The sequence below is a fragment of the Nocardia rhamnosiphila NBRC 108938 genome, from assembly GCF_000720425.1.
GTDB lineage: Bacteria > Actinomycetota > Actinomycetes > Mycobacteriales > Mycobacteriaceae > Nocardia > Nocardia rhamnosiphila.
This window is the reverse complement of sequence record NZ_JOAJ01000008.1, coordinates 143,635-160,407: the sequence shown is the minus strand read 5'-3', so window position 1 is coordinate 160,407 and position 16,773 is coordinate 143,635. Positions and strand designations below refer to the sequence as shown.

13 protein-coding genes are annotated in these 16,773 nt (G+C 69.9%); 12 read left to right on the top strand and 1 reads right to left on the bottom strand.

Annotated elements, in window-relative coordinates; translation table 11 throughout:
• Window positions 1-85 precede the first annotated feature (85 nt).
• The 4 genes from IG75_RS0125130 (at window position 86) to IG75_RS0125115 (ending at window position 5,157) form a co-directional block, all read left to right on the top strand.
• Window positions 86-1,582 carry an NAD(P)/FAD-dependent oxidoreductase gene (locus IG75_RS0125130; protein ID WP_030523963.1) on the top strand — a complete coding sequence of 499 codons (1,497 nt, stop codon included), beginning with the start codon at window positions 86-88 and terminating at the stop codon, window positions 1,580-1,582.
• A gap of 47 nt (window positions 1,583-1,629) precedes the next feature.
• On the top strand, window positions 1,630-2,223 hold the full coding sequence (locus IG75_RS0125125) for a hypothetical protein (protein ID WP_156059158.1): 594 nt from the start codon (window positions 1,630-1,632) through the stop codon (window positions 2,221-2,223).
• Between the two features lie 411 nt (window positions 2,224-2,634).
• Complete coding sequence (locus IG75_RS0125120; protein ID WP_030523965.1) at window positions 2,635-3,888, top strand: cytochrome P450 family protein; 1,254 nt, start codon at window positions 2,635-2,637, stop codon at window positions 3,886-3,888.
• Window positions 3,889-3,915: 27 nt separating this feature from the next.
• Window positions 3,916-5,157: a cation:proton antiporter gene (locus IG75_RS0125115; RefSeq protein WP_051714906.1), complete on the top strand. Its 1,242-nt coding sequence runs from the start codon at window positions 3,916-3,918 to the stop codon at window positions 5,155-5,157.
• Window positions 5,158-5,323: 166 nt separating this feature from the next.
• On the opposite strand, the gene IG75_RS0125110 is transcribed toward IG75_RS0125115, so the two are convergent.
• Entirely contained in the window at window positions 5,324-6,493 is a 1,170-nt protein-coding gene (locus tag IG75_RS0125110) for an acyl-CoA dehydrogenase family protein (RefSeq protein ID WP_030523967.1), read from the bottom strand.
• A gap of 128 nt (window positions 6,494-6,621) precedes the next feature.
• Between IG75_RS0125110 and IG75_RS0125105 the strand changes: the two genes are divergently transcribed.
• The 8 genes from IG75_RS0125105 to IG75_RS0125070 all read left to right on the top strand — a co-directional run bounded on the left by IG75_RS0125105 (window position 6,622) and on the right by IG75_RS0125070 (window position 16,771).
• The gene (locus IG75_RS0125105) at window positions 6,622-7,404 is read left to right on the top strand and encodes a hypothetical protein (RefSeq protein WP_030523968.1); all 783 of its coding nucleotides are present in this window, start codon (window positions 6,622-6,624) and stop codon (window positions 7,402-7,404) included.
• Between the two features lies 1 nt (window position 7,405).
• Window positions 7,406-8,503: a hypothetical protein gene (locus IG75_RS0125100; RefSeq protein WP_030523969.1), complete on the top strand. Its 1,098-nt coding sequence runs from the start codon at window positions 7,406-7,408 to the stop codon at window positions 8,501-8,503.
• Window positions 8,500-9,978 carry a hypothetical protein gene (locus IG75_RS0125095; RefSeq protein WP_030523970.1) on the top strand — a complete coding sequence of 493 codons (1,479 nt, stop codon included), beginning with the start codon at window positions 8,500-8,502 and terminating at the stop codon, window positions 9,976-9,978. The genes IG75_RS0125100 and IG75_RS0125095 overlap by 4 nt, the downstream gene beginning before the upstream one ends.
• On the top strand, window positions 9,975-11,285 hold the full coding sequence (locus IG75_RS0125090; protein WP_030523971.1) for an AAA domain-containing protein: 1,311 nt from the start codon (window positions 9,975-9,977) through the stop codon (window positions 11,283-11,285). The genes IG75_RS0125095 and IG75_RS0125090 overlap by 4 nt, the downstream gene beginning before the upstream one ends.
• Window positions 11,286-11,527: 242 nt before the next feature.
• Entirely contained in the window at window positions 11,528-12,838 is a 1,311-nt protein-coding gene (locus IG75_RS0125085) for a S8 family serine peptidase (protein WP_030523972.1), read from the top strand.
• 9 nt (window positions 12,839-12,847) lie between these two features.
• Window positions 12,848-13,108: a hypothetical protein gene (locus tag IG75_RS0125080; protein WP_051714905.1), complete on the top strand. Its 261-nt coding sequence runs from the start codon at window positions 12,848-12,850 to the stop codon at window positions 13,106-13,108.
• A gap of 88 nt (window positions 13,109-13,196) precedes the next feature.
• Window positions 13,197-15,308 carry a serine/threonine-protein kinase gene (locus IG75_RS40415; protein WP_051714904.1) on the top strand — a complete coding sequence of 704 codons (2,112 nt, stop codon included), beginning with the start codon at window positions 13,197-13,199 and terminating at the stop codon, window positions 15,306-15,308.
• Between the two features lie 302 nt (window positions 15,309-15,610).
• Window positions 15,611-16,771, top strand: a complete 1,161-nt coding sequence (locus tag IG75_RS0125070) for an FAD-dependent oxidoreductase (protein WP_030523975.1) — start codon at window positions 15,611-15,613, stop codon at window positions 16,769-16,771.
• The last annotated feature ends 2 nt before the right edge of the window (window positions 16,772-16,773 follow it).

The following is a 16,773-nucleotide window of genomic DNA, read 5'->3' as shown; positions in this document are numbered from 1 at the left end:
ATCGCGATTCCGGGCCATGGACCCCGGTCGGTCCGGCCGCCGGTGGCGGACCTCATGGTTCGTTCAGTTGATCCAGGAGTCAGCTATGGCGCACGATCCGCATGTTCTGATCATCGGCGGCGGCCCGGCCGGGTCGACCACGGCAGCATTGCTCGCCCGGGCAGGAATTCGGGTGACCCTCCTGGAGCGGGATACGTTCCCCCGCTATCACATCGGAGAGTCGCTACTGGCTTCCGTACTGTCGACGCTTCGTCTCTCGGGCGCCTACGACAAGGTGGCGGCGCACGGGTTCCAGGTGAAACGCGGCGGGTATTTCCAATGGCAGGACGATACCTGGTTGCTGAACTGGGCGGCGCTGGTGGATGCCGAAGCCTGGTCGTGGCAGGTCGACCGCGCCGAATTCGACGAGATCCTGCTACGCAACGCCGCCGACCAGGGCGCCGAGGTGATCGAGGGTGCCGCGGTGAAGCGCGTTGTCTTCGACGGCGACGAACGCCCCACCGCGGTCGAATGGGTACTCGCCGGCGAAGAGACGGTCCGGACCACCGAGTTCGACTTCCTGGTCGACGCGTCGGGCCGCGCCGGGCTGCTGGCGAAACATTTCACAATGCGCCGAGTGCACAACGGGTTCCGCAATATCGGGATCTGGTCGTACTGGACGGGTGCCCGGCTGCACCCGGACAGTCCGGAAGGCGCGATCAATGTCGTGTCCACCCCGGAGGGCGGCTGGTTCTGGAACATTCCGCTCGCGAGCGGGAAACACAGCGTCGGCTACGTGATCTCCACCAAGATCGCCGCCGAACGGGTCCGTGAATACGGTTCCCGGGAGGCGTATTACCACGCCATCATCCGCGACACACCGGCGATGCAGAAATTGGTCGACGGCGCGGAACAGATCGCCGAGGTACGCGCCGAGCAGGACTACTCCTATGTCTCGGACCGGCTCTGGGGTCCCGGCTACGCGCTGGTCGGCGATTCCGCGCTGTTCCTCGATCCGCTGCTGTCCACGGGTGTGCACCTGGCCACCTACGGCGGGCTCACCGCGGCCGCGTCCATCGCGACCTACCTGCGTGGCGAGATGAGCGAAGCCGACGCCCTGGCCTTCCACGAATACACCTATCGACGGGCATACGAGCGGTTCCTGACCCTGGTCTCCCGTATGTACAAGGACTACATCGGATCCGAGGAATACTTCGCGCACGCGAGCACCCTCACCGAGGAACACGAAAGCGATACCAACGAGCAGTCCTTCACCAGGATCATGGCCGGCCTGACCGACGTGGAAGAGACCTCCGGCACGCAGACCCGCACAGCGACCAGCACCATCGTCGGTGAAGCCGAGGGTTTCCGTGACGGCGAGTACGCCGAGGGCGCGAATATCGAGTACATGGGCCATCTCGATATGTCTCCGGTCTGGAACATCTGGCGCGATCCGCTCGGCGCGGACACCACGATGGGCGATATCCGGATCACCACCGCGCCGGTCCTGGGTCTCACCAGCGGTGCCCGCAGCGCCGCCGAGAAGGACGCCGTCGCCCGCCCGGTCCTGCCACCCCTCACCGCCGAGGGCGCGGCCGGCTGATCGAGAGCTCGGAACGATCTCATGAGTACCCCGATGCGGGGGCGGCAGTGACCGCTGCGCCCCTGCTTCCCGGGCCACCGGGGGCCGTCCCGCCCGGTGGCCCGGGCTTCCGAGATCCACTGACCCGGACATTGCTCGCCCACGACGGATACACCACTCCGGCGCTGGAAGCGATCGTCGACGCCGACCTCGGCGTCCGGGTGGTGTGCCAGCACGACACGAGCGCCGCCGGACTACCCGGCACAGTGCTCGACGCGCTCCGACTGTCGGGGCAGGACCGGGTCCTCGTCCGCAGATCCCGGCTGGTGCACGGGGAGGTGACCGTCTCCGTGAACTATGTCGTCGCCGCGCGGGGGCGGGCGAATACCTACGGCGTGGACGATCTCGGCAGTCCCATCGGACGCAGTCTGATGTCGCGGGGCGTCGCACAGCGACGGCGCATCCTGCGGGTCGGCCTGGCGCGGTGGCCGGATGGGCGCCTGTGCGCGGCGCGGGCCTACGTCCTGCATCTCGATCAGCCGCTCTGCTACATCCGCGAAACATTCAACCCGGGGATCGTATCCCCCGAGCACGACTCCGACCACGGCGAAGGCCTGGACTGGAATGACGAACCCGATTCCGTGTGCTCCGGCGCGGAGTGATCGGGCCCGCGCCCAGCATCCACCCAGCGATTGCGATATCGCCTGCGCGGACTATAGTTCTGCCCGAACTGACGAGAGGCACGCATGAAACAGGCTGTCGCTGTGACAATTCCATGGACCCGGTCGTATCCGACGGCCGCACACCATGGCGAATTGTCCCGAACAGCGATACCCGACCACCGATCGACCGGTGCGTGAACGGGATGGCGAACGACTCGACCTCACCGAAAACTGCCGTGGCCGTGCGACACGTTTGCCCGTGCGGCAGTCAGTGAAATTTGTGGGGGAACAAACAGCCAGGGCGCAGGAGTCCGCACGACGAGCTCGCGCCGAATCCCATCTCGTTCGAGTCTCGTAACTGGAGTCATACCCTTGTCCACACCACGCCGTATCCCCCTGTCGCAGTCGTCGATGACGACAGGGGCTTATCCCGCAGCTCCCGGACCGGTCGCCGAACCCCCGAGCCCGCGCTACCCGATGTACACGCAGGAATTCGCCACGGACCCCCATCGTGCGTACCGCGAGATGCGGGAACAGTTCGGGCCGTTGGTTCCGGTGGATCTGGCGCCCGGAGTACCGGCCACACTGGTGATCGACCACAAGATCGCCGTGCGTATCCTCAACGACCCCGATCACTTCCCGGCGGACCCCCGGTACTGGCAGGAGACCGTGCCGCAGGATTCTCCGGTGCTGCCGATGATGAAATGGTTCCCGGCCGCCCGGTACAACGTCGGTGACGTCCACGCCCGCTATCGGCAGGCATCGGCCGACAGTATCGACGGCGTGGACCTCAACGCGTTGCCGTATACCGTCGAGCGTATCGCCACGCCGTTGATCAACGACTTCTGTGAGAACGGCACCGCCGATCTGATGAATCAGTACGCCTTCCCCCTGGCGCTGGAGATCATCAACCACATCTGCGGCTGCCCCGATGATATCGGCCGGCGGATCGCGGCGGGTATGGCCGCGCGCTTCGACACGGTGCGGGCCGAGGAGGGCATGGGAATGCTCAAATCCGCGCTGATGGAACTGATTCACCTCAAGCGTGATCGGCCGGGCGACGATGCCACCTCACGGCTCGCCGAACATACCACCGCGCTCGACGATGTCGAGGTCTTCGCGCAGCTGATGAGCTTCTACGGGGCCGGTTTCGAGGCTCAGCGCAACCTCATCACCAACGCGTTGTTGCTGATGATCACCGAGCCGCAGTACGGGCCCGGGGATACTTTCGGGGGCAATCTGTCGACCGACGACGCCATCGACAACGTCCTCTTCAACGACCCGCCGATGGCCAACTTCTGCACGACCTACCCCCGCCAGCCCATCCCGGTCGCCGATACCTGGCTGCCCGCCCACCAGCCGGTGGTCATCAGTCTGTCGGCCTGTAACAACGACCCCGAGATCCGCAACGACCTCGACACCCCCGGTGGCAGTTTCGTCGGTAACCGTTCCCACCTCGCGTGGAGTGTGGGACCGCACGCCTGCCCGGCGCAATCACTGGCCCGCACCGCTGTACGCAGCGCGATCGATGTCGTGCTCAACGCCATCCCCGATCTGGGCCTGGACACCCGGCAGGAACTGGTGTGGCGGCCGGGGCCGTTCCACCGGGCGCTGGCCGGGTTGCCCGTGGTCTTCGAGCCCGCTCCCCCGCTGCCCCTGATGTAGCACTGCCAGGATTGCCGAGCCACCCCCATGATCTTCTTGCTGGCCGATCTCGTCCTCATCATCGTGGCCGCCCGCCTGCTCGGCGGGTTGGCCCGGCGGCTCGGCCAGCCCGCCGTCATCGGCGAGATCGCGGCCGGCATCCTGGCCGGGCCCACTGTCCTCGGCGCCGGCCTGTCGGAGGCGATCTTCCCGGTCGAGGTGAAGCCGCAGCTGACCGCGCTGGCCGATATCGGCGTGGTGATCTTCATGTTCCTGGCCGGCCTGGAGATCGACCGGGATCGCTTGGCCGGTAGCGGCCGCTCGATCCTGGGGATCGCTGTCGCCGCGTTCGTCACGCCGTTCGTGCTCGGGTGTGCCCTCGCGCTCGGGCCGCTCGCCCGCCACCACGACGGCGACCGGATCGCGTTCCCCCTCTTCCTCGGATGCGCACTGGCGGTCACCGCTTTCCCCGTTCTGGCGCGGATACTGCAGGACCGGGGGCTGTTCACCACGCGCCTCGGCCAGCTCGGGCTGGCCGGCGCCGCGGTGGTGGATATCTTCGCGTGGTGTGCGCTGGCCCTGGTCTTCGCATCCGCCCGGCCGGAGTTCGACGACCACTGGCGGCTGCTGCTGATCGTTCCGCTGGTGGCCGTGCTGTGGTGGGTCGTGCGCCCGCTCCTGGCGCGCGCCGTCACCGCCGAACGCGGTGAGACGGCGACGGTCCTGGTCTCGGTCTGCGGGGCCATGGCCACCGCCGCCGTCACCGAATGGATGGGTCTGCACCTGATCTTCGGCGCCTTCCTCTTCGGTGTGATCTTCCCCCGCTCGCAACGCCCCCGGGCCGAACCGGGCGCCCAGCTGGTCAGCAGCCTGTTCCTGCCGGCATTCTTCGTGGTCGCGGGGCTGCGCGTCGATCTCGGCGGCCTGGACCGGGCCGCGGTCGTCGAGGCCGTGGTGATCGTGGCCGCGGCCGTCGCGGGCAAGATCGGCGGAACCTATCTCGCCGCCCGGCTGTGTCGTCTGGACCGCCGCACCGCGGGGGCGCTGGCGGCGCTGATGAATACGCGCGGCCTGACCGAACTCGTCATCCTCAATGTCGGGTTGACGCTGGGCGTCATCGACACCCGGCTGTATTCCGTCCTGGTGCTGATGGCCCTGGTCACCACGGCGATGACGGGGCCGTTGCTGACCGTGTTCGGTGTGCGGCGACCGCCGGTTCCGGAGATCGGCGGGGGGCGGCCCGCTACGCCACCGAGCGAGGGCCGGACGACTCCCGCCGCGCCGGCCTGACACAGAACATGGGTCGGTCGCTACCGGGCAGTCGGGCGCGGGACTGCGCCTGAGCCTGATGCCCGCCGGGATCGGGAGATCGGCGGGGGGCTCGAGCCGATGCCCCGCCCGGAACCTCCGGACGGCGATGCGGCCCGGTCTCCGTCGGCCGACCTCCGCGAACCCGTCAGAGCATGGCGGCGCGCGGGACCTTCAGGCCGATCGCGGTCGCCCCGGCGAGTTCGCGGGCGGTGTCGTAGTCGAAGACCACATGCCCGCTCAATACGTCGACATCACGTTTCAGCCGCTGCATCGGATGGTCGCTGAAGTGCACACTCGCACCGGAGGCGTGCAGGAGGTCGGCGATGACCGTCCGGGACTCCCGCACGATATGCGCGGCGGCCAGCCGGGCCTCGGCCCGGACCGGTACCGGTACCGGCGTCCCGGCGTCGAGCAATCCTTCGATCTCGGCCACCGTATCGGTGAGCAGACCGTGCAACGCGCGCAACCGGACCCGAGCCTGCCCGAGATGCGCCTGGGCCATGGGTTTGTCCCGCTGGCGGGTGCCGCCCTCGTAGAGGATGCGGCCCTCGAGCCGTTCGGCGAATATGTCGGTGGCCCGTTCGGCGGCACCGAGGGCCGGCATGGACGCCGCCAGCGACAGCGCCGGTACCAGCGGCCACCGGTAGGTGGTGGCGTCGTGCAACCGGGCGCCGGGGGTGTCGCCGCTGTAGATGTCGAGCACCCGCACCAGCCGGTGTTCGGGTACGAGAAGGTTCTCGATGATCACGTCGTTGGACCCGGTGGCCCGCATCCCCTCGGTGTGCCAGACGTCCTCGATCACCACACCGTCGGCGGGCAGCAACGCGAGAGCGAGATAGAGCTCATCGGTCGGGCCGCACAGGGCGCCCACCATGATCCAGTTTCCGCTCATCACCCCGGTGGCCCAGGACCAGCGGCCCGACAGCAGCACACCGCCGTCGGCGGGGATACCCCGGCCGGTGGGCGCCAGCGGCGCGGGACACAGGAAGGGTCCGCGACCGTATCCTTCCTGCTGGGCGGTCTCGGGAAAGAGCGCGAGTAGCCAGTTGTGCAGTGCGTAGAAGCCCAGGGTCCAGGCACTGGACACACATCCGTGTGCCATGCGGCGGATGGGGTCGAGTACGGCGGGGAACTTCTCCTCCCGGCCGCCGAACCGTTTCGGCGCCAGCGCGCCGAGAAATTCCGAGGCCACCGCGTCGGCGATCGTCTCGTCGGGCAGCCTGCGTAACTCCTCGGCCGCGCGCGCCCGCGCGGCCAGCGCGTCGACAAAGTTCTGATCGATACCGAATGCGCAATTCGACCCCGCCGCAACCATATTCGTCACGCTAACATACCCAAAAGTATGTCGGGGGGATCCCGGAGAACTCGCCCGCACAGCGACATATACCGGCAAATACTGGCATTCACTGGACTTCCCTGGAATTGCCCCCTACATTTCACCCCATGCCCACCGCCGAGGCGCTCGAAGCGCGCATAGCCGAGTTACGCGCGCAGGTGCGCCGGGCCGCCGGGTCCGGGGACCGGACCGCGGCCCGCCGGTTGCGCGCCCAACTCCGGGCCGCCGAAACGGAATGGGACGCCGCGGTTCTCGGGGCACCGGAATCACCCGCGCCGGCCCGGCAGTCGACGGCAGCGGTACCGGTCCGCGAACACGTACATCGCGCGCTCACCCTGCTGTCCGTGCCCGCCGCCCCGAAACTGGTACTCGCCGTGCACGACGCGTTCTTCTCCGGGGAACTGGTCCCGGCGCGGCTCACCAGCCTGCGCCGCGACGAGGAGCGGTCCTTCCGGGCGGCGCCCTACGCCCGCCCGTACTACATCTGCGCCGCCATGACCACCGATCTGCTGGCCCCGGCCCGCGGCCTGCTGGCAGTGAGCACCTGGTCGTCGGCACAGCGTATGGTCGGGCCGTTGAGTCCGCGGGTGGACCTGCTCACCGGAGCGATCCGCTTGGCCCGGCACATGATCGACCACGGAAGCACACCCGCGGGGCAACGCGTGCTGTGGCAATTGGCGGTGTCCATTCCCGGCGCGACCGACGGGAAGAGTATCGACCCGGAGATCGTGCGGGCGGCCGCGGAACGGGAACTAGAGGTGCACAGAGACGACGACACACAGCAGCGGGCCGACGCCGCGGAGCGGGCGGTGCGGCAACTGGCGGATCCCGCGGCGCAATTGTTCGGCGTTCGGCTCGCGGTAGCCGACCGGCGACGGAACGGGGCCTGAGATGACGCTAGCCGAGAAGACACTGACCAACCGGCTCGACGAATTGCGCGGTGACGCCCCGGCCACCCGGCACAATGCCCGGACCATCGCGGCGCTCACCGCCAATCCGGGCTGCGCGCGCCGGGCGCTGCTGGACGCCGCGGCGGTGGACAAAACCGTGATCGCCCGGGAACTGGGCTTCCCGCCGAAATTCGGTCAGTCGCCGTTCGCGATCACCCGCGGCAACAGCTTCGAGGCCATGGTGAAGGCGCACGGCTGCGCCGAACTACTGCGGCTGCTGCGCGAAGAGCTCGGGCTGACCATCCCGGAGGTCGGCTACCACGATCTGGAGACCGTCGGCGACAACGCGAGCAATTCGGTGCGCTACCAGCGCACCAAACAGCTGCTCGGCCAGGCGCTGAGCTCGGGCCAGGGCACCCTGTTCGATCACCCGATGCTGCGCTTGGAGATCGCCGGCGCCACCGCCTATCTGGAACCGGATGTGGTGGCCCTGCAGATCGGTGGGCTGTTCCACGTGGTGGAGATCAAATCGTTCGCCGTCGTCGACGGCCAGGCCGATCCCGCGCAGGTGGCCTCGGCGGCGCGGCAGTCGGCGGTCTACGTCCTGGCCATGCGGGAGCTGTTGCGCGAACTCGGACAGTCCCCGGAGCTGGTCGCGCACAATTCGATCCTGGTGTGCGCCCGTGATTTCACCAACCGCCCGACCGCCGCCCTGGTGGATCTGCGCAAACAGCTCGCGGTGATCGGACGCCAGCTGTCCCGGCTCACCTCGATCGACACCCTGCTCGATCTGGTCCCGCCCGGCGCCTCGTTCACACCGGGTGACGGGCTGCCGGGCACCGTCGCGGCGATCCCGTCGCGCTACGCCCCGGAATGCATGTCCAGCTGCGAACTGGCCTTCGCCTGCCGCTCCGAGGCCCGGACCCAGGGCTCGGTGGACACTCTCGGCCGCGGCGTATGCGACGACCTCGGCGGTATCGACAACCTCGACACGGTGCTCGCCCTGGCCGACGGCACCCTGGACCCGGGCCCCGAACACGCCGATATCGCGGAGATGCTCCGCCGGGCGCGGGCACTGCGCCTGGAGGTCGCCCGATGAGCGTGCTCAGCGCGCTGGCGAAAGTGACCGCGGTACGCAGCGGTCGCGCCGAACCGATCGCCGACCGGCGGCACTACCATCTCTCGGACCGTCCCCTCGTACTCGTGCCGCTACGGCTGGCCGGTGAGGCCGCGGCGCCGCTCGCGGTCGCGCTCGGATCATCCCCGCACGATATGACCGTGCTGATCGTGGCCCAGCCCCGTGACCGGGTGCTGCGCCTGCGGTTCATCGAACACTTCGCCGACCGGGTGCTGCCCTACATCTCGTCGTTCTGCGAGGACGCCGAGGAACTGACGGTGAAATCGACCGGCGAGGCCTACCTGCGTTACCTGGACGCACCGCAGCTGCTGGTGCCCAATCCCGGCGGCGCCGAATTCCTGCGCCTGCTGGGCCGGTCGGTGCGGTTTCATCGCACCGAGGGCGAGAACGCGGTCCCGGAATCTCTTCCGCTTCTCGGCCGCTGGCTCACCTGGTTCGGTGACCGAACCGATTTCCCGGGTTCCAGTGTGTGCCTGGCGATGACCTCCGTACTCACCACCCACTGGGCCTCCGGACAGTCCGCGCTCGAGGACGGTAATCTCGCCGCGCTGCTCGGCTGGATCGACCCGCCCGTCGGGATGACGGGGCCGGAGGCGGCCGCGCTGGCCGAGGATCCGCTGGCCTATCCGCCCGCCGGCCCGGCCACCGACCCCGGTTTCGACAACGAGGAGCTGGCGCCCTTGATCGCCGCCTACGACGGCGCCGAGCACGAATGGGCCAAGGTCGTGGCCGCCGAACGGCTCGAACAGGCATTACGCGGGCAACTGGAACCGACCTGGCGGCTGATGTGGCGGGCCGTGGAATTGCTGCGCGCCCTGCCGGAAGGCGCGAGCGTGGCCAAACGGTGGACCGACGACCGCGCCGCGTTCTCCTGGTTCGTGGCCGATATCCCGGAAGGATATCCGCAGGCCCGCCGCGATTCGGCGGTTTCGGCGACCCGGCGGCTGCTCAAGCAGGAGCAGGCACTGGACACCTTCCAGGCACAGCGCGCCTTCGACGACCCCCGGGTCCTGATCGAATACCGGCTCGTCGGGGAAGCGTTCCAGGGAACGGTCAGCGGGTGCGAACCGGAGCGGCGGGCGAAACCTAAATCCCGCGAGGTACCGCGCCCCTATCTGTGGGTGCATACCGCCGACCCGTTCCGGGCCCGCGTCGGGGAAACCCTGATCCGGATCGATCGGCCCGCGCAGAAGGCCGAAGTCGTCGCGGTGGAGGAGGATGTGATCCAGCTGGAACTGGTCAGCGGGATGGGGCAGGGCAAGAACCCCGCCGTCGGCAGTGTCCCCGATGAGGGCGACGCGATCGGCTTCGCCCGCTTCTCCCCCAGCGGTTTCGGCGGGCCGCCCGCCAAACTCCCGCCCCGGGAGGAGACCCCGTGGACCCACGGCGGCCCGCCGCCCGAACCCTCCCTCGAACTCGTGGAGGAATGGTCATGAGCACCGCGGACGAGGTGGTCGGCCGGATCCTCGCCGACCTCGACAACGCCGCCCATCGCGCCCTGGTCGTGGACTCCCCACCGGGCGCCGGTAAATCCACCCTGGTGGTGCGCGCGGCCCGGCAGCTGGCCGCGGCCGACGACGAACAGCGGATGATCGTGGCGCAGACCAACGAACAGGTCGACGACCTCATCGATCGGCTCGCCACCGCCGACCCCGCGCTACCGATCGGACGGTTGTCCGCGGGCGACTACCGCCGCAGCGCCCGGATCGACCGCGACAATGTCGAGGTGGCCAACCGGCCCGCCGATCTGGAGAAATGCGCGATCGTGATCGGCACGGCCGCGAAATGGGCGACCTTGGACGAGGGCCGCTGGTCCTATGCGATCGTCGACGAGGCCTACCAGATGCGCTCGGATATGTTGCTGCGGATCGCCAACCGGTTCGAACGCGGCCTCTTCGTCGGCGACCCCGGCCAGCTGGACCCCTTCGCCACCGTCGACGGCGACCGCTGGGCGGGCCTTTCCTGGGACCCGACCATGAGCGCGGTAGCGGTGATGCTCAATCACAATGCGGGTATCCCGGTGCACACACTGCCGGTGTCGTGGCGGCTGCCGCCCTCGGCGGCCTCGGTGGTGTCCTCGGCGTTCTACCCGTTCGCGCCGTTCGCCGCCGGCACCCGACCCGAACAGCGCCGGCTCGAATTCACCACCCGCGGCCTGCGCGGGCCGGTGGACGACGTCCTGGACGAGGCCGCCGCGCACGGCTGGGCGTACTACGAACTGCCCGCCCGTCATACGCTGCGGACCGACGGAGAAGCGGTGGCCGCCATCGCCGATCTCACCTGCCGGCTGCTGGAACGCGGCGGTGTCGCACATTCCGAACACGGCAGCCGCGAGATCGACGCGACCCGTATCGCGGTCGGTACCGCGCACCGCGACCAGGCCCAGGCGGTACGCGACGCACTGGCGGGAACGGTGGCGGAAACGGTCACCGTCGACACCGCCAACCGGTTGCAGGGCCGCGAATACGACGTCACCGTCATCCTGCACCCGCTCTCCGGCCGCCGCGACGCGGGCGCGTTCCATCTGGAGGCCGGCCGGTTGTGCGTGCTGGCGTCCCGGCACCGGCACGCCTGTATCGTCGTGGGCCGTGCCGGAATCGGCGAACTCCTCGACGCGCACCCCTCCGCGGAACCGGTGTATCTCGGAGTACCGGTGAAGTTCCCCGATGGCTGGGAGGCCAATCAGGCGGTGCTGGGCAGACTGGCCGAGCATCGCATCGCCGCGCCCGTCCATGCCCGGTGAGCGAGGCCGCGACTCGCGACACCGGTGGCACCGGCGGGCCCTCGCCGACCCGGTGACCACGGTCCCGCGGGCCCGGTCGCCCAGGGAGAGACCGACTCGTCCGATGCGGCTCGCGCCGGTGGAAGGTGCCACAATGCGGCCGGCGCCCGCCCCGCGGGGCGCGCCGGTCCGGCACGCGGCATTGCCGGGCATCGGGTTGCGCACCGATTGCCGTCCGCCGGTTCCCGGGGCACTATGGCGGGATGCGAGTCCTCATCGAGCTCCGCCCCTCCCCTGAACTCATCTCCGCCGCAACGGATTCCGCGGCCGGGATATCCGCTGCCGCGCTCACCGGTGAGGTCCCCGGTTTCACCGTCGACACCGGCTACGGCGCCGTGTCCGTCCCCGCTGCCACGGCGGCCAGCGATACACGGGGAGACGGCGGTTCGTATGTGGTGCGCGGTGAGATCCCCGACGACGACCCGGCCGCCCGGGCCGCGGTGGCGGGCGCCCCCGGCGTGACCGGTATCTTCGCGGACCCGGTGATCGAACCGGTGCTCACCTGCGGCGATACCGGCCCGGTCGGCACCTGGACGGATGTCGCCGAGCGGCTCGGCCGCGCCGAGCTCACCGCCGCCGGACTGACGGGTGCGGGAGTGGCCGTGGCCGTGCTGGACACCGGGATCAATGCGGCGGCGGTTCAGCGGGCCGCCGGTGCCGCGATAGCGATCGACACCGCCCGGAGCTGGAACCCCGCCGGGGTCCGCGGCACCGCCGGCGCATTCCCGGTCGACCACGGCACCATGTGCGCCTTCGACGCGCTCATCGCCGCACCGCAGGCCACCTTCCTCGATATCCCGCTGTTGCAGAGCACGCGCTCCGGCGGTAGCCGGATGGACGGTCTGCTCTCCGACGCACTCGCCGCGTTCGCCCATCTGCGTACCGTACTGACCGCGCAACCCGAGGACCGCCGTGCCCTGGTGATCAGCAACAGCTGGGGTTCGTTCGCGCCACAGTGGGATTTCCCGGTCGGCGACCCGGGCAACTACTCCGACAATCCCGCCCACCCGTTCAACGTCATCGTCGCCTCGCTGGACGCGGCGGGCGCCGATATTCTCTTCGCCGCCGGGAACTGCGGCCGTGACTGCCCCGACGGGCGCTGCGCTTACCCCGACCGGCCCATCACCGGAGCGAATTCGCATCCGAACGTGCTGTCGGTCGGTGGCGTCGACACCGGCGGTCAGCGGATCGGGTATTCGTCGCAGGGTCCCGGCCGGCTCTCCGATCGCAAACCCGATCTCTGCGCCTACTCCCATTTCCTGGGCTCCACCGCCTTCGGCGCCGACGCACCCGATACCGGCACCTCCACCGCCTGCCCGGTTCTCGCCGGAGTCGTCGCCGCCTTCCGCACCCGATGGACGGCGGCCGAGGTACCGCCGGCCCGCCTGCGGGAGCTGTTGCGCGGCACCGCGGGCGACCGGGCGGGCGCCGGATTCGACTACGACTACGGGTACGGCATCGTCGAGCCCCGCGCCCTGCTCGCGGAGCTGCAGGAAGCCGCGGCCCGCGCGTAGCCTGGGGGAATGCCGCTGCTGACCGTCTCGCTGCCCGCTGGCTCGGTATTGGCCGACGCCCTGCGTGAGCTGGGGCCGGCCGAGGACGAGGTCGACCGCGCATACGGTTTGATCGCGGTCGACCCGGATACCGGCCGGTTCGCGCTCCGGGTGGCCGCGAGCGCGGCCGCACGGCCGGCCACCGATCGCGCGGCCACTGTCTTCGCGGACCCGCCCGTCGAACCGCTGGACGATACCGGGTCCATGGGGCGCGACGAACCCGGCCGTTGACCGAAAACCCCTGGTCTCAGCGTGATTCCAGCCTCATCCCCGGTGCCGGGGTGCTGTGATCGGTCACCGGATGTGGTATCCGTAGCTCGTGGAAGGTGTGGAAGGTACAGAGTTCGGTCGTTACCGACTGCTCGATCCACTGGGGGCGGGCGCCATGGGGGAAGTACACCGCGCCTACGACACCGGGACCGAGCGCATGGTGGCGGTGAAGGTGCTGTCGCGGGAATTCGCGCAGGACACCGTCTATCGCCGGCGGTTCCAGCGCGAAGCCCAACTGGTGGCCCGGCTGCACGAGCCGCATATCGTGCCCATCCACGATTTCGGCGAGATCGATGGCCGCCTGTTCCTGGAGATGCGCCTGGTGGAGGCCCCCAATCTGGCCGCACTACTCGCGGACCAGGGATCGCTGCCCGCCGCCGAAGCCGTCGCCGTGGTCGCCCAGATCGCCGCGGCCCTCGATGCCGCACACTCGAGCGGGGTGGTACACCGGGATGTGAAACCGTCGAACATCCTGATCACCGCGGAAGGTTTCGCCTACCTCATCGATTTCGGGATCGCCCGCAGCAATCAGGACACCACACTCACCCGCGCCGGCACGATGATCGGCACGCTCGCCTATATGGCGCCGGAACGGCTCACCCTGGACCAGGTCGACGCCCGCTCGGATGTGTACTCCCTGGCCTGCGTCCTCTACGAATGCCTGGCCGGCACGAAACCGTATACCGGCGAGAGCGTGGAACGGCAGATCACCGCCCATCTCACCGAACGTCCCCCGCTGCCCTCGGCCGCCGGTCTGCCGCCCGCCTTCGACGTGGTGGTCGCGCGCGGGCTGGCGAAGGACCCGGACCAACGCTACGGGTCGGCCGGGGAATTGGCGGCGGCGGCGCAGCAGGCGCTGGTACCGGCCGGCACCCCTCGAACGGGTACGCCGGCCGCTGTCATCCCGACGGTGGACGATCCGCCGGACGACAATCCGGGGGGCAGCGATTCGCCGGGCATCGATTCGCGAACGGACAATTCGCCGGGCGATGACCCACCGAGTCCCCTCCGGCCGCTGGACAGCGGACCGGCCACCTCCCCCACTGCCACGCCACCCGCTCTCTTCCCGCCCGCCGCCGGCCCACTCGTCGGTCTCTCGCCGGATGACAATCCGCCCGTCTACTTCTCGCCCGGCGACAACGCATCCAGCGCCGGTTTCGCCCCGGGTGACTACCCACCCGCTGCCGGTTTCGCACCGGGTGACTACCCACCCGGTGCCGGCTTCTCACCGGCCGCATCCCCGCCCGCCGTGTCCCCACCCACCGACCGCCCACTCACCCTCGATACACCGAACGACATCCCGCCCGCTACGCGATCTCGTCCCCGGGCCAGGACCGCGGCCGCGGTGGCCGCGCTCGTGACGGCGGTCGTGAGCGTGTCGGCACTGGCGTTGACCAGAGAGGACACCACCACGGTCACCGACGCACCGGTACCGACGGCACCGTCGGACGTGCCGGCCACCGCGGTGCCCGGCAATCGGGCAGCCGAGATCACGCCCACCCCCGCACCGGGGCTCCCCGGACAAGAGCCGCCTCCCTCGGCAACCCATTCGACCCCGATGGTTCCGTCCGAACCCCCGGCCGTGCCGAGAACCACTGTCGCGGAGCCGGTACCCACCACACCCGCGGGAGACCCGGTGGACCAGGAACAGCCCGCGCCTCCCGAACCTCCGCTGCCGACCACGAGTGTCGCGGCGCCGCCGACCACCACCACTGCCGAACCGACCGGCACCTCGACCTCCCCCACCACGACCACCGACCCCGAAACCAGCACCACCACCCCCTCCGCCGGCGAGACCACGACAGCGACCCCGCCGGAAACCACCGGTACCGGCGGCGAGACGAGCGCCGCCGCGAGCAGCGCGATCACCGAGCAGCCCCGGCCCCGGGGCAGCGCGATCTCCACTTCCTCCGGCCACGTTCCCGCCACCGCACCCGCCCCGCCTCCCGCCGCGCCCCCATCCGCCACCACCTCCACCCCCGGCCCGGCCGCCACCTCCGTGCCGGTCTCCCCTGCCCCGGGCTCGGCCCACCTCCCGGTCACTCCTTCCGCTCCGGTGTCTACCTCCACCACCCCGACTTCCACCCGGCTCCCGGCCCCGGCGCCTGCCCCGGTTCCGTCCGCCGGGTCCACTTCCGCGCCCGCGGCCGCCGGCGGCTGAATCCGGTGCAGGACCGAACATCGATATGTAGTCGTCCTGAATTCCGCCGCGCAGGGATGGTGGCCCTGTCGGCCGCCGGTCACCCCTTCGTAAGGCCGCGCGGTGATCTTCTGGTCCTCGGCGCCGGGACGAGTGGAACCGCCGGCACCCGGCGATAGCCACCCGCCGCGTCCGTGACAGCGGATCACGAGCGCACCGCGATGCGACGGCTCGGATGCGACGGCTCGGCAGCCGTCGAGAGCACTCCGCCGGCCCCCGGCAATAATCGTTGCGAGCAGCAGAGTTCGAATTCGGAGGTGGCGATGAGCGCGGAACCGGTGGGTGCCGAGCGCCGGGCGGTGGTCGTGGGTGCCGGTGTCGCCGGTCTCACGGCCGCCATCGCATTGCGGCAGCGCGGCTGGCAGGTCGAAGTCCTGGAACGGGCCGACGGAGTGGAACCGGCCGGTTCGGGACTGAGCCTGTGGCCCAACGGTCTGCGTGGTCTCGATGTGATCGGTGTCGGCGCCGCGATCCGCGCACAGTCGCTGGCGGCGACCGAGGGCGGGATGCGCGATACCGCCGGACGCTGGCTGTCCCGCACCGATATCGCCGCCCTCCGCGCCCGTTACGGGGACCTGGTGGTAATCCACCGGAACCAGCTGTCGGATATCCTGCGCACCGCGCTGGGCACCGGCCCCCTGCGGTTCGGATGTGCGGTGGAAGCCGTCGAGTTCACCGGTCGTGGCGTGCGGGTGCGGCACAGCGCCGGGACCACCGACGCCGACCTCGTACTCGGTGCCGACGGCATCAACAGCACGCTCCGCGCCACCCTGTGGCCGCGCGCCCGGCGCCCGGTGTATGCCGGGTACACCGCCTGGCGGACCATTGTCACCCCGGGCGAACCGGTACTCGCCGGTGGCGAGACCCTGGGCCGCGGGCAGCGTTTCGGTATCGCGCCGCTGCGCGATGGACGTGTCTACATGTTCGGCACCGCGAACCTGCCGGCCGGGCAGCGCGAACCCGGCCGGGAACTGGACGAACTACGCCGCCGGTTCGGCAGCTGGCACGACCCGATTCCGGCACTGCTGGCGGCGGCCGATCCGGCGGCGATCCTGCGGCACGATATCTACGAACTGCCGCCGCTGAACACCTATGTGCGGGAACGGGTGGCGTTGCTGGGCGACGCCGCCCACGCCATGACCCCGAACCTGGGCCAGGGCGCGAATCTCGCCGTCGAGGACGCGGTCACCCTGGCGGCCGTGCTCGACCGGACCCCCGATACCCCCGGGGCCCTTACCGAATACGACCGGATCCGCCGGGCCCGGGTGCGACCGCTGGCCCGGCTGTCGCACCGGATGGGCGCCGCGCTGCAACTCGCGCTGCCGACGGTGACGCCGGTGCGCAATACCGTGCTGCGCCTGGCCCCGGACGCCGCCGCGCTGCGTGCGCTGGGGCCGGTACTGTCCTGGGCCCCGCCCACCTGATC